A 14,912-nucleotide genomic window follows, 5' to 3' on the forward strand; every position below is an offset into this window, starting at 1 on the left:
GAGCTTGTTTAATAATAAATGTTGCCGCCAGGGTCGTATAGCTTGAGTCGATTTTCGACATGTGTCGAAGGATTGTACTTTATGTACATGACTGAAAAACAGGGCGAAAAGCGGCCAATATATACGAGACAAAAGATAACTTAATAACCTATACAATCTCTTGCCGGCTTGTAAGATAAATGCAAAAATATATCAACGATATGAAACAAATTACCTCCCTTCGGTCATTCGCCGGCATCTTTCCGCCCGTTCTTCGGTCGTTATGGAACCCCATAACTCCCTCATCACAAGCGAAAATATGCTCGCCGACTGACCGCCCTGACGGTAACATTTATTATTAAACAAGCTCTTAAACAGTTTCTTAGGTCCTGCTCCGGAATCATATAGATGGAGTGAACGGAGCCCCCGACACAAGAGTCTCCACCATGTTGCGGAGAAGCCTTGCGGCAACCGGATCGGTGTCGGCTTTCTGCGTAGCCATAGTCGACACAATGGCCGAGCCTTCCCCTTCATTTATGCCTACCATGGTAAATCCTCGCAGGGAATTTATGCGGTCGAGTCGGGCCTTGGAGCCTCCTCCGTCGATATAAGCGTGTATCTTTATCTGCCCGGCAAGCTCGGTAAGGGCCTCGCTGCGATTTACCTGCATGGTAGTGTTGCATGCAGTGGGTATCTCACGGCGGTTGTTGTTGAAATAGCGCAGCTCAAGTGGTTCTATCCCGTCAAACACACGGCTGTCATTGCGCTCCATAAAGGTGATATCACCCTCGGTCGGGACTTCCCAGCTGAGTATATGCTCGGGGAATACCGCCTTGGCTGCTTCATTACTGTTCAGAAACAGTATACGCCCGCCATTCTCCTCATATTTGCGCAGGGCCTTCGCATCGTAGTCATTAAGCACATGCGTGTCGCTTATGATGGCCACTGTGGGATTTGCAGCAAGCATCTGGGTAACGGAAGCGTATCTTGCATATTCGATACCGAGCGACGTAAGTGTGGCGGCAGTCTTATCGGCGCCCTCCCCTTTGAGTATGGCAAGTCTCTGCTTGCCGTCTCCTGTTTTATTGCCTTTGGCCCAGTCGCGGGTGGTAAGCAGCAGCTCATACTCATTGGCCGACACGGGTATGCCGTCTTCCGTAAGTTTCAGATACAGGCGTGCCTTGACCTTCTCCTCGGGCAGACTCTCCGGGATGGTAATCTCAGGGTCAATCCACAGACGTCCGTAGTGTGGCACACTGTCAAGCATTCTGTCGCCATGGTCAAGCACCCTGCCGCGCTCGTCGCGAAGTTCCCAACGCAGAAGTGTGGGCCGCAGAGCACGCCCCTCCTCCAGGTCGTTTACCACACAGACGCGTGTGGTAAGTTTTTCACCGGCATACAGATGGCGTCCCCACAGCTCGGCGCTTACAAGCACCGGCTGGAGAGCTCGGGCCAACGCGTAATATGTAGGCCAAGGCTCGATGCGGTCGGCGTCGTAAACCTGTCGGAACCATGTGAGCAGGGCGAAATGCATGATACCTGACGCCCGGTCGTTACTGCGCCGCAATGCCTCGGCAAGCTCGCCGGTAATAAACGACTGAGCCCACAGGAAGCATGCCGGATCGGCATAGTCATAGCAGTCATAGCCTACAAGCGACTCGGGATTCTGATGTATAATCTGATATGAATGAGTCGGATGGCCGGTCTCGTTGTTGGGATATCCGGTCGACATCTCCTGGCTTATGAGCGGACGGCCCGGCATCTTGAACCTATCCTGAAACTCTCCGTTGAAGAAGCGGAACAATGAGTAGTCATACCAGTTGTAGTAAGCATGCATGTCATCGATATCACCGTCGTCGATAGAGTCCATGAATGCCTTGCCGTACTTCTGCTCCTTACCCTTGGCCTGATAATTTGAATCAAAACATACCGGACGCGTCGGGTCGACCTTGCGCATGTCGCCCACGACATCGGATATATAGCGGTACTTCTCCTTGGCGCGCTCAATATCATCGTCGTTGTCATAGAACTTCATCTCGTTGTTGACTGTCCAGAACAGCAGCGACGGATGGTTGCGATATTTCTTAAGCAATCCGAGGAACTCCTCGCGCCACATGGCGAGCACCTGTGCGTCGGGGAGTGGTGTGGAGTGTATGAATAGCCAGGGCCATGTACCCTCGAAGCTGATGCCTATGCCATTGCGGTCGGCCGCGTCAAGCCACAGTTCGTTCCAGGGAGTGGTGTGGGTGCGTGTCACATCTATATTGCCTCTCTTCATGTGCTGCATGAAGGTGTCGGCCAGACGCTTGTCGTTGGGAGCCAGGGCAAACGGTATATGATTGCCGCCACGCAACCAATATTTATGCCCGTTGAGATAAAACAGTCCGTCGCGCACCTCAAATGTGCGGAATCCGGAAGTTTCGGTAAAACTGTCGAGCTCGCGCCCTTTCTTGTCGGACAGAGTGAATGTGAAATCATACAGGTCGGGATGCTGAGGCGACCACAGACGCGGCTTAAGTCCGTCGACACTATAGGTCAAAGTACGTTTCTCTCCGGGAGCGAGTGTCACTTTTCCGATACTGCCGCCATAAAGTTCGCTGCCGGTAGCGCAGTCGGTAATTCTGGTTGACGGGACTATGGTCTGACGTCTGTCGGAACGGTTACTGACAGTCAGCTCGAATGTGGCACCGCTGAGACCGGGACGTATATATACATCATCGACCCTTACCGGCTCGGTTATCGTGAGTTTCACCGGTTGCCATATACCTGCCGGATCATCACCGTAAAACCCGTGGGGTATCTCCTTTATGACATCCTTGCCGGCCTCCACCTTTCCATCCTCCTGCTCGCTCTCGCGCACAGACGAATAGAAAAAATCGATTGAGGGGGATTTTCCGTCGCCGGTTTTGCCGATTACTTTCAAGGCGATAAGATTGCGTCCGGGATGCAGCATACCGGTAGCGTCTACGTCAATCTGTCCGTACATGCCCAGATGGCTCCCGGCCTTTTTACCGTTGATATATATTTCAGTAGCGCGCGACACGGCATCGAATGTCAGCCGGATATTGCGGCCCTCCACTTCCTGAGGAAGGTCGACCCACTGGCGATACCATGCATCGCGGGTGCGGCGGTAGTCGAAAGTATACCCTTCGCAGCGTGCCGTCTCCTGCATATAATATGTGTCTGACACACCCTTCGGCATATGTCCGCGCGGAGTACCCATAGTCTCGCCATGCAGCCATATGCGTATCGGATTCCAGAAGTCGGGCACATTCATCACATGCCAGTCGGAATCACCCTTGTCGGGATCTACGGCATCCTTCTCAGCGATATCGCTGTAGCCCGGCATGAACAGCCAGTCGCCGTCGAGGCTCAGTTCTGTACGCGCGCCACTCAGGCTGTCGAGTTTTTTTCCGGCATAGGATGCTCGCTGACTGCGGCGCATATCCTCTTTCTGACGGGGAGTAAGGGGATTGCTCCATTCCTTGTCGGAGACCCCGTCAAGCGCGTCGGGGGCAAGAGGCGTGATTACCAGGTCGTCAAACTCTGTGAGAATCCAGCTCCCGCCAAGGGTCACACCACCTTCCGGGGCAAACCGTGATGCATTGGGGTCGGTAATATCCATATGAGGATGTTCCTCTCCGTTGAGAAATACACGCATACGGTTGCCTACGACTTCTATACGCACATCAATCCACTCTCCGGGGCGGGGAGTGAAACCGAGTGGGCGCACACCCATCAGCTCGTCGTTGCCCTTATAGCCCATGCGCATGAGCATCACATTGTTCTGTATGCCACCTTTTATCCCGAGGATATATCGGTCGAAGCGGTTGGCTGCACGGAATCCACACCATATCTGCACCTGCTCTTCCCCTTTTGGCGCACGTGCACGGAAACTCACAGAATAATCCTTCATGTCGGGTGCTCCGAAAGATGCATAATTGTCTTTCGACACCAGTACACCCTCCCGTCCGACATGGGTAGAGCCGCGTCCTACAGTGAGCAGCTTTTCGGAAGGGTTGGAAAAATCGTTTCGGTATATTGCGGCATCAGCCCCCGTGGCCGATAGCGAAGCTACGACCATGGAGCTGACACACAACATTTTTATTGAACTAACTGACATATTGACTTGATGTTTTTAAATCATTTGGCCTCCGGATTGACATAGGAAGCGCGCACCTGCGGGAGATAGTCGGCACGGTTGTCGCAGAAGAAGTGGCCCTGGAGCTTGTCGTCGGGTGTCGACTCCGGCATACTTATCTCCAGACAGTTCCATCCCTGCAGTAGCGGCAGTTCACGGAAATCGGCACGATTGTAATCCTTGCCGGCAATCTCCACAGGCTTGCCGTTGATTACAAGTTCGGTATCAGGAGTTCCGGTACGCAGTGTAAGTTTGGGCATATTAGGCTCGATAAGCAGGTCGTCAAGCGGACGAGGGCTGTAGACATAAATCGTCAGACTCTTCCTGCCGTCGGCTTTTACCATTCTCTTGGCAGCCTGGCGCGGGAACAACAGTTTGTTGTCCTGAAAGAAGAAGATTTCATCGGGATTCTGTTCAAGAGCTTTACAGGGGATGCCTGCATTGGCGATGATAGCGCCAAGTGTCTTGAACCCCTTCTCGGTATTGGTAAACTCTCCGAGAGTGCTCAGATATATGTTGTTGGGACCGGATGAATACTTCACAACTACCGCACGGGGAGTGGTGCACTCATTTTCCGAACGCAGAAGAGCGGCAGTCTTTAGATTCTCGGCTCGCTTGTTCCATGTACGCCAGTCGGTACGGCATGCTTCGAGAATCACCTCGCTCTCTTCCACAAGCGGCCCGGTAAGTGTGTACTGTGCGGCATCGGCCTGTTGCACCTCGCAGAAATAGAAATCCGAAGGATTAAGTCCACGCATCCATGAGGTCTCGGCCGGAATAAACGAGGAACGCCTGAGTGTATTTACCGTCACAGGCAGAGGCAGAAGTCCGTTGTAAGGATTATGAGGCTGCACATTGGCAGGATTGATGCCCCACACGAGCAGGTCGGCACCAAGACTCATATGTTTTCTGATTGTCTCTTCAAGCTCACCGGATAGGGAATATGTGCCATCGAGAACATACAGTGCGTTGGCAGGATCTGTAACCTTGTCGGAGAATATCACTCCCTGAGCGTCAAACTGCTGGCGCGCACGGGAATCAGCACTGCCCACAAATACTACCTGACGATAAGGGGTGGCGGCATCCCATCGTCCTTTTGATTCATATTTCTTCTTGTCGATTTCGGCCCACTCGCTCCATGCCGGTCCGTCGGGAGCGTTGGCTGCACGCATCGCCTCAAACATAGGCCATGGCCGGTAAAGCGGAAGCGACGGGTCGTAACCGGGATTGAGAGTCGTGCTGTAGGGGCCGACACGTTCCGGCTGTACTCCAGGCTGTCCCTCGGTGTATGTGCCGAAGAATATACCGTCATTCTCCATCGACGGAGGTGTAGTGATATCTTTCTTGCCAATCGGCAGGGGCTGCAGCGCATACCATGCCATATTGAACACAGTCGAATAGCTTGCACCATTGTCGCGCTGGTCCTTAATCAGATTATAACACTCGTTGGCAAGACCCTCCATACGCCCGAGGGCCGACACATAGGCGCGTTCGCCGTTATATTTTGCCACCTGTTCGGGAGTGCCGTAGTAGGCCATCGAATGCTCTCCGATACCCCACGGTTTGCCGATATTGATCCAGTTGTGCATCGAGCCTACATCGCCATAATGGCCTACGGTGACAGGAAGTATGCCGTCGCCGTCATCCTCGCCGTCCGAACTGATCCATGGACGGGTTGGGTCGAGTTCACGCACGATATCGCGCCATTCACGCCATGCCACCATCTGGGGTTCGAGAAGGTCAGGACGATTGTATACATATAGTATCACAGGCTTGTTTTCATTGCTGACACTCCATCCGAACACACTCGCATGGTTGCGGTCACGCATCACGAAGCGGCGCAGATGGTCTTTCGACGCCTCCCAGAAATGGGGAGAATCAAGTTTCGGTCCTCCGTCGCTTGCCCAGTTGGCGGTTTCATTCAGTATACATATACCCATCTCGTCGGCCATGTCGTGGTAAAAGCGCGGATACACCATGGCATGTGGACGCACGGCATTGCCGTTCATATCCTTGATGGCCTTGTACCAGGCATATGCATAGCGGCGTGTCATCTGAGGGATACCCATGAAGTGCCACGAGTCGCCGCGCAGCGGGTATACCTTGCCGTTGAGCAGATGGCTTGTGCCTTCGAGAGTCCACTCTCGCCATCCGAAGCGTTCATATTTCGTATCGATTTTCTTGCCTCCTGTTTTGGCTGACAGAACAAGGCTGTAGAGATTGGGAGTCTCCGGAGTCCAGTATTTAAGGGTGCCCTCCGCTACGGGGAGTGCGATTACAGTCTTTACCGTATCACCCGGGGCCACATTCACCTTTACAGGCTTTACAGCCATGGCCTGACGCCCGAGTTCCCAGGCAGGTACCGGCGCTGAATTTACATCGGTCCCGGCCAGATTGATCCACTCGCTGATATCACCGGCGAGCTCTACATTCTGTTTCTTGGTGTCGGAGTTGGTGAGCGTGACCTCGATTTCAAGCGTTCCGCGGCCTACCAGAGGCTTCACATATATATCCTCGATGCGTGTGCGCGGCACTGCCTGAAGATACACATCCTGCCATATGCCATTCATATCATACCCCCACATTGAGCCGCCAGGCACAATACGTCGTCCGATGGTACTGTTGTCCTCGAATAGTTTCTGAGAGCGTACTCCTACGAGCACATCGGCTTTCTCACCCGGCTTTACGACATCGGTAATATCGGCTGAAAACGGAAGGAAAAGGTCAAAATTTCCGGCGACTTTATGCCCGTTGACATATACGACAGTCTCGCCGGCAACAGCCTCAAACCAAAGGCGTATGTCATCTCCTGTCCAGTCTGCGGGCACATCAAATGTCTTTTTCATCCATGCCATCTTCACGTCGTTCCATTCACGGGGATATGAAGGATAGTTGCGATGATCGGGGCCCTCCAGATTGCGGTTGGAGAAGTCGTTGACATTCCACGGAGAGGGTATCTTGATTTTTGTCTTGCTCCACCCGTCGGCAGAAGGCATCGGAAGCTCGGGTGCTTTCCCGCCTCCCTGGCGATAGTCGGCCGGTAGTCTTACCGGTTGGAAATCCCAGTAGCCGTTTAGACAGATTTCCTTACGATATGGCTTCTCCAGACGGTTGACAAGCCCTTCGTATGGAGCAAAAACTCCGTTGTATACCAAACGCTGTGAGGCCGGATTGCGCACCGGCATCGAGGCTGAAAGTGGCTTCTCCTTTTTCAGCATGCTTCCGGCCTGTCCGATAAGCCACAGGTAATGGTCAGGCTCGGTCTCGTCGTCAAGAGCCACAAAACGGCTATCGCCTACAGGAACATTCCTGGCACACTTAAATACGGCGGTACCCTCGTCGATTTCGTCGAACATGGCCACATAAATCATTTCGGCTCCCTGCTCTATAGCGCCGGAAAGCTGTTTCCAAAAGAAGTTGCCGTTGTTGCGGTCAATCTGCAGGCTTTGCGCCCCTTTCATGTTTTTCCAGGAGAAACCAGGGAAACACAAGGGAGCGTAATCTATATTCTCGGCTTTACACCATTTGACGTCATCTCCGATAAGTTTCTTATAAAAGGGGTAGGTGCTTTCATTATAACGGCCTACAAACCAAGGCATGATAATATCGCACTTCTTTATCAATGCATGGAGCCGGGGGTCGGACTCTGTGTCATATTTGAGCTCACGCCAATGAGTAGGCACTCCCAGCATCACACTGAAGCCCTGCTTTTTCAGTCCGTCAACAATAGCATTGGCTTCTTTGAGTCCATACTGGCGACGGTCATTGAATCCCACACCCCATACCACTACAAGCGGGCGGCCGTTATGCCACAGATACGAAGGATTGTCCGCACGGTTCTTAAGACCGAGCATCGGTGTGAGTTCGCGTATATCATTCAGAAGTATCTTCTCGTCGCCGGCATTCATCCCCGACAAGTCGTACATGACACAGAAAGCGCGCCCGTATTTGTTGGCAGCCACGCTCGCGTCATTGAGCAGTTTGGTAAAATGCTTCTTCCCGGAAGGATTCTTGATTTCCGGGACAAAACGCTGCATGAACACTCCGTCGAGCCCATACTCTTTCATCCAACGAAAGTGGGTGTCGACAGTTGAAGCATCATGCGACGAGAATGTACGGGCAACCGAACCGTCGGCATAGCGAAACTCCGTATCATAAAGTTTCTCGTATTCCGAAGTCTCGGGCCAGATGTCAATCGAACAGCTCCCTGGACGGAAACCGTCACTACCCTTATAGTGATACCATCCACGCCCTTCGCCATCGCCGGGAGTGTTGAACCATCCCTGATAGCCTGCCATGACCAACCCCTTGTAGGAGTCATATTGTTTCTGCGCATAGCCCGACAAGCAAATCAGGAGAGCTAAAATAATTACTATTTGTCTTCTCATATTTTTTGTTTTGCCGATGTCTGCGAAGCGGTATCACAGGCATCTATCGTTTCGAGTATTTTTGGTTACACTGCGTTGATACCACGATAAGCCCGACCGTATGGCAGGTACTTATTGTGATTTCGACTGCAAAATAAAGCCTACCCGGTTAACTACCGGATATATCCACCATTAATTTTCAATTAAATTCCACTTAACAACAGGCAAAATGAGGGCTAAACGGCATTTTAATGCTCTATTTTGGGGTTACATGTTTTTAAACATGTTTTTTCCCGAAGCCGGCAGGCACCTTAACGAGGGCGGTAACTGCAATCGTCACAACGCAGCATATCATCACCCACCAGAAGAATCCGAGGTAGCCGAGCTGCTCCTGTATCCATCCGGCCACCATGCCCGGCAACATCATGCCAAGGGCCATGAAGCCGGTGCATATGGCATAATGTGCCGTGCGCAATTCACCCTCGCTGTAATAAATGAGATAAAGCATATAGGCACTGAAGCCGAATCCGTAGCCAAGCTGCTCGATGCCTACGCAGGCACATATTGTAAGAAGCGATGTCGGCTGCGCCCATGCCAGATAGCAGAATGTGGCACATGTGAGAGATATACTCCACGCCATAGGCCAAAGCCATTTTTTCAGACCTCCGCGGGCTGTGACTATGCCTCCGACAATTCCGCCTACGGTAAGACCGATGACCCCTACGGTGCCATATACCAGACCGACCTCTCCGGTGCTTAGTCCAAGCCCTCCGGCATCACGTCCGTCGACAAGAAACGGATTAATCAGCTTGACCAACTGCGCCTCCGGCACACGGTAAAGGAGCATGAAAAGGATGCCCGCCAAAGCCTGCGGTTTTCTGAAGAAGGTGGCAAACGTGCGCAAGAATTCCTTTCCGGCATTCCTCACGGTAATACCCTCGGCAGGACGGTCGATTGCCGGACGGGGAAGCACACGGCTATGATACAATGCAAAAATAAAGAAACAGGCGGAGATAATTCCCATGACGATGGCCCACGACATGGCCACACTCACTCCGCTCTCGCCTATTGCCCAGGCAACCGCGACAAGGCCTCCCTGTGCGGCAATCGTGGCTATACGGTAGAAGGTACTGCGTATGCCTACATAAAAGGCCTGCTGATGAGGAGTGAGAGCAAGCATATAGAATCCGTCGGCGGCAATATCGTGGGTCGCGCTCACAAATGCAGTAAGCCAAAAGAATGCAAGCGACAACCGGAAAAACCATGCGCCGGGCAGGGTAAACGCCACACAGGCAAGCCCGATGGCTATCAGGGCTTCGGTGGCGATAATCCACCATCGCTTTGTACGGAACAGATCGACAAACGGACTCCACAGTGGCTTTATGACCCACGGGAGATAGAGCCACGATGTGTAAAAGGCAATCTCACCGTTGGAGACACCCATCACCTTGTACATGAGCACCGACAGCGTCATCACAGCCACATAAGGCATAGCCTCGGCGAAATACAGCGTACTCACCCAGGCCCATGGTGTTATCTCTCCCTTCTTTCCTGACATGATTCTATATCTGCTTTAGAGCTTGTTTAATAATAAATGTTACCGTCAGGGCGGTCAGTCGGCGAGCAGATTTTCGCTTGTGATGAGGTCGTTATGGGGCTCCATAACGACCGAAGAGCGGGCGGAAAGATGCCGGCGAATGACCGACGGGAGGTAATTTGTTCCATATTGTTGATATATTTTTACATTTGCTTGAAAACAGGCAAGAGATTAAATGGTTATAAAGCTACCTTTTGTCTCGTATATCTTGGCCGCTTTTCGTCCTGTTCCTCAGTCATGTACATAAAGTACACTCCTTCGGCACATGTCGAAAATCGACTCAAGCTATACGACCCTGCCGGCAACATTTATTATTAAACAAGCTCTTATATCGGCGTTGTTGAAATAGTGGCGCAGAATCGTACGATAGTCATACCCCTCCGAAGCCATTACAGCGGCACCTATCTGGCATAGTCCCACTCCATGCCCCCAGCCGGCGCCATGTAGTATAAACTCACCCTCATCGCCACGCTCCACCACGAAAGCCGAGCTGTAGAGATGACTGCGAGAGAGCCAGCGTCGTATCTCGAGTTCCTTGCCTACGGTCATCGTACGCAATGTGCCGGTGATACGCAGACGCACGATACGGCCCGACTTACCTCGTTCTATCGGCTGAAGACCGGTTATCATGCCGAAATCAATGCCCGAGCGTTCGCGCACTATATCCGACAGCTCGTCGGGAGTATATGTCACGGTCCAGCGGTAGAAATCGGGAGTGGTGTCAAAATCGCTGCGGTTGAGCACACTTCGCAGAACAGCGGCATCGGGCGAGGCGCAAAACGCCTCCGGAGCCGACATAATCCACCTTACGGCCTCTTCCTCATCACGCAAATCAGACACGGGATGCGACGGCACGGTATCGCGTGCCGCCTCAAGACATGAATGATGCACCGGCTCCCAACAGTATTCAAACTCCTCAAACGCTCCTCCGCAACATTTGGAGAAACGAGTGTCGCACAGAGAGCCATCGCCATCAAGCACCACCTCGCCTGAAGTGGCCAGGATTATCTCATGCAGCTTTACACTATATTCCTCGGCGGGCAGACCGAGATAGCGCTGGCAATGGTCGTCGGCACACACATCGAAGTCGGTGTGGTCGTCGTGGTCATACCATCTTATATGTTCGTCGCCGGCCTCCTTTAAGCCACAGTCACACTGCGCGGTATAATGAAGCGCCTCGCGGCATGCAATCTGCTTGTATGCCCAGCTGCGCGATATCACGGCATGGGCTTTCAGAAGTTCGTCGGGCGACTCCGGGCTCATCTCGGCCCCGATGACACCTTCAAGATAACGCTCCATGCCGATTACATTGACCGCCCCGACAGTGCCGTCGGAGCGGCGTTGCAACTCAAGAGTGCCCGGATATGTGCGCCGCTCGGTATGCTCCCAATGAAACTGGCTCCCCACAGGCACATCCTCAAGAGTAAACGAGGCATCATCGTCGAGGGGAAAGAAAGTGTCGGCCACACGCTCATAACGTCCGTTGAGCGTGAATTCCGGATTACGGGAACTCATTATGCCGACACGTATACAACGGTCAGGATTGGGATAGGCTACCTCGGCAAGGATGCGCTCAAGACAATCACGGTCAAGCGCCATGAAATCATCATCGCTGACAGTGACAATAGTGCCGAATATGTCAATCGCGCCGGGGCTTACCGCAGGTGTCGGGTAACATGAGGGACGATGTGCGCGACGCGGCACAACCCTTACCAGCAGATTACCGTCATCAAGACGCTCCATGGCAATATTCACCGGCATCTCGGCTCCGTCGTCCGACAGTCCGGCCGAAAGGAGATACTGCTCGACATCCCTCACCACAGTGTCGGCGTCGCGGCCTATAAACCGGCGGCTGTAGACGGGTCCGCGGTCAAACCGCAGCATGTCGATATATCCCGAAGGCACTGCCTGAAAATGGAAATGGTCGGGGGCCGATGCTCCGCTGCGCGCTCCGTTGTATATTACTGTAAAGCCTTCCAGCTCGCCGGCAAGAGCTGCCATGTCGGCTATACGGCCCGGTATACGCTGTGGTGTGTGGTCTGTAGCGGCGATTGTAAGATGATTGGGAAATACCGGGAACGGATTCACAAGAATCTCATAACCGCGCCATGGCATAGCCGCCTGCTGCTGCGGTCGGTTGGCGGCACACAGAAAACATGGCCGCGCGGCCACACTGCCGGCATCAAGGCGTGCAAGCGTGCTTACCTTGCGGGCCGGCAACAGCAGGGCTTTCCACTCAAAACCCTCATAACGGGCGAGCACTCGCGGCCCGCATGCAGCCACCATCCGATGGCGTTCGGCGGCCTCGGGCCATCGCTCAAGCCCGTCGGCAATCCAGTCAAGTATCTGTTGTCTATCCATCAGTCGCGATTCAAAGCCCGGCGCGCGACAATCTCCATCGTGCGCAGCGAGTCCTTATAATGATTGAATTCCCTGAGCTTCTCGGGCGATAACGACGCATCGGAGTTGCCGCTCCAGCGACGGCACATGTATATGGAATCGAATATCCGTCCCACATGCCATCTGCGCGATATGGCCAGAGCCATGGCATAATCCTCGCCATAACTTGAGTTAGGGAAAAGCAGGTCGCGGGCAATCGAGGTGACAAATGCACGCGGAGCGCCGATACCGTTTACGCGCAACAGATTGTTGCGTCCGTTAAGCCGTGTCCATTCCCGATGGTCAATCAGTCCGGGGGGTATGGTGTTCCCGTCGATATCGGTAAGTGTATAGCTACCGACTACCATTGCGCAACGCTCGCGGCGGAATGTATCGACCACCCGGCGCAATGTGTCGGACGAAGAATATATGTCGTCGCTGTCGAGCTGCACCGCATAACGTCCGCAGGCGGGATGCAGGATAGCAGTATTCCAGCATCCGCCTATGCCGAGCCCCTCTTCTTCGGGAACTACGTGCACAAGACGGGAATCTCCGGCGGCGAGGCTGTCGAGCAGTTCAGTAGTGCCGTCGTCGCTATGGTTGTCGACAACAATCACATTATAGTTGAAATCAGCGTCCTGCGACAACGCACTGCGCACGGCATCGCCGATTGTGGCGACACGGTTGCGCACAGGTATCACAACCGATGCCTCTACCGGCCACTCGCCACCGTCGGTGTGCGTGCGGTCGACACGCGCAGACTCCCCTTCCAGGTAGGCGCCGACAGCTTTCAGATGGGCAGAGCATATATCCTCAAGCTCAATCTGCCGCTCACGGTTGGCCGGGTCGACATATGCCCATTGGTCGGCTGCGGTCTCGACACGCTCGGCGATACAAAGTGGCTCGCCGAGCCTTACCACAGGCCCCTGACGCTGCAGGGCAAGCCGCAGGGCATAAAGCATGCCATAGGTGTATTCATGGCCAAAAGTGCCGAGAGCACTCTCCATTGCCACCGGCGACACCATCCACACGGGCCCCATGTCGAACCCCTCGCGCAAAGCTCCCGGCTGCCACTCCTCGCTCTTTGCCATACGCAGAGAGCCATCGGACTGGCGCAGCCAGCAATCGCCGTACACAAGCGCGGCGCCGGTGACGCGGAGCACCTGACGCATACGTCGTGCGGCACCCGGCAGCATTGTCACCGACCATCCCGGAAGCGCCATCACCTCGTCGGGACGTGCGGCGACTGCACACAGATGCCGTCGGAGTGTGTCGGCATTTTCGTTGTGATACAATGTTATCATTACAATTAATTATGAATGAGTCTCTACCTTGGCCGAGGGGGGAAGAGCACGGTTGCGCTCATCGACAGCCTCCACAAGATTTCCGGCAAGATTCATGAATGCCTCTCCTGTAATACTGTCGCGCAGAGCTATAGGTGCTCCGCTGTCGCCGCCCTCGCAGATACTGCCTACGAGCGGAATCTGTGCAAGTACCCTTACACCAAATTCCTCGGCAAGTTTCACGGCACCGTCACGTCCGAAAATGTAGTAACGTTCGTCGGGATGTGCCGCAGGTGTGAACCATGCCATATTCTCCACGATACCGAGCACGGGAACATTGACCTTGTCGTCGCGGAACATCGCCAGACCCTTGCGGGCATCGGCCAGCGCCACCTCCTGGGGGGTGCTCACAATTACAGCACCGGTGATGGCGAGCGTCTGCACGAGTGTAAGATGGATATCGCTTGTGCCGGGGGGCATGTCGATAAGGAAGTAATCGAGTTCGCCCCAGAGAGCGTCGGTAATCAGCTGGTTGAGTGCACGGGAAGCCATGGCGCCTCGCCAGAGCACAGGACTGTTGCGGTCGACAAGGAATCCGATTGACAACACTTTCACTCCGTAGCGCTCAACGGGCACAATCATCTCACGCCCGTCGACATTCTCGGCATATATAGGCTCGTCCTCCACACCAAACATCTTGGGCACCGAGGGTCCGAAAATATCGGCGTCGAGCAGCCCCACCTTGTAGCCCATGCGTGCCAGGGCCACGGCCAGATTGCTTGCCACGGTCGACTTGCCTACCCCACCCTTGCCGGATGAGACACCAATGATATTCTTCACGCCCTTAAGAGGATTGTCGGGACGAGGAGCAGGATTTGGATTACGGAACTTCACGCCGATGCGGTCCTTTACATCCACTTCGGGCGAAATGTATGTGGTCAGCGCCGTCTCGGCGGCCTTCACGAGCGACTTCACAAACGGATCGGTCGGCTTGTCGAATATCAGCGAGAAACTCACAGTGTTTCCGTCGATGCGAATGTCGTCCTCAACCATGCCGAGTTCGACTATATTTTTCCCGTTGCCGGGATAGCGTACATTGCTCAATGCGTCAAGTATCAGACGCGGATATAGTGTCTCCATATTCTTAGAGTTTTTGTTTTGTTAGC

Annotated in this window: 6 protein-coding genes; all 6 read right to left on the reverse strand. The window is 53.7% G+C overall.

The genetic code is table 11. The features are described from left to right. Positions 1-379: 379 nt before the first annotated feature. The gene (locus ADH68_RS04190; protein WP_232321412.1) at positions 380-4,102 is read right to left on the reverse strand and encodes a glycoside hydrolase family 2 TIM barrel-domain containing protein; all 3,723 of its coding nucleotides are present in this window, start codon (positions 4,100-4,102) and stop codon (positions 380-382) included. Positions 4,103-4,122: 20 nt separating this feature from the next. Beyond that, positions 4,123-7,338 (reverse strand): glycoside hydrolase family 2 protein, encoded by a 3,216-nt coding sequence (locus ADH68_RS04195; protein ID WP_068962177.1) that lies wholly within the window; start codon positions 7,336-7,338, stop codon positions 4,123-4,125. 1,426 nt (positions 7,339-8,764) lie between these two features. Then, positions 8,765-10,045 carry an MFS transporter gene (locus tag ADH68_RS04200; protein WP_068961911.1) on the reverse strand — a complete coding sequence of 427 codons (1,281 nt, stop codon included), beginning with the start codon at positions 10,043-10,045 and terminating at the stop codon, positions 8,765-8,767. A gap of 324 nt (positions 10,046-10,369) precedes the next feature. After that, on the reverse strand, positions 10,370-12,445 hold the full coding sequence (locus tag ADH68_RS04205; RefSeq protein ID WP_084274180.1) for a DUF4922 domain-containing protein: 2,076 nt from the start codon (positions 12,443-12,445) through the stop codon (positions 10,370-10,372). After that, a complete protein-coding gene (locus tag ADH68_RS04210) occupies positions 12,445-13,767 on the reverse strand; it encodes a glycosyltransferase family 2 protein (RefSeq protein ID WP_068961910.1) in 1,323 nt (440 codons plus the stop codon). Before ADH68_RS04210 ends, ADH68_RS04205 begins: the two co-directional genes overlap by 1 nt. A 9-nt stretch (positions 13,768-13,776) precedes the next feature. Next, positions 13,777-14,886, reverse strand: coding sequence for an Mrp/NBP35 family ATP-binding protein (locus ADH68_RS04215; protein WP_068961909.1), 1,110 nt, complete (start codon positions 14,884-14,886; stop codon positions 13,777-13,779). Positions 14,887-14,912: the final 26 nt, after the last annotated feature.

Source organism: Muribaculum intestinale (assembly GCF_002201515.1).
Lineage (GTDB): Bacteria > Bacteroidota > Bacteroidia > Bacteroidales > Muribaculaceae > Muribaculum > Muribaculum intestinale.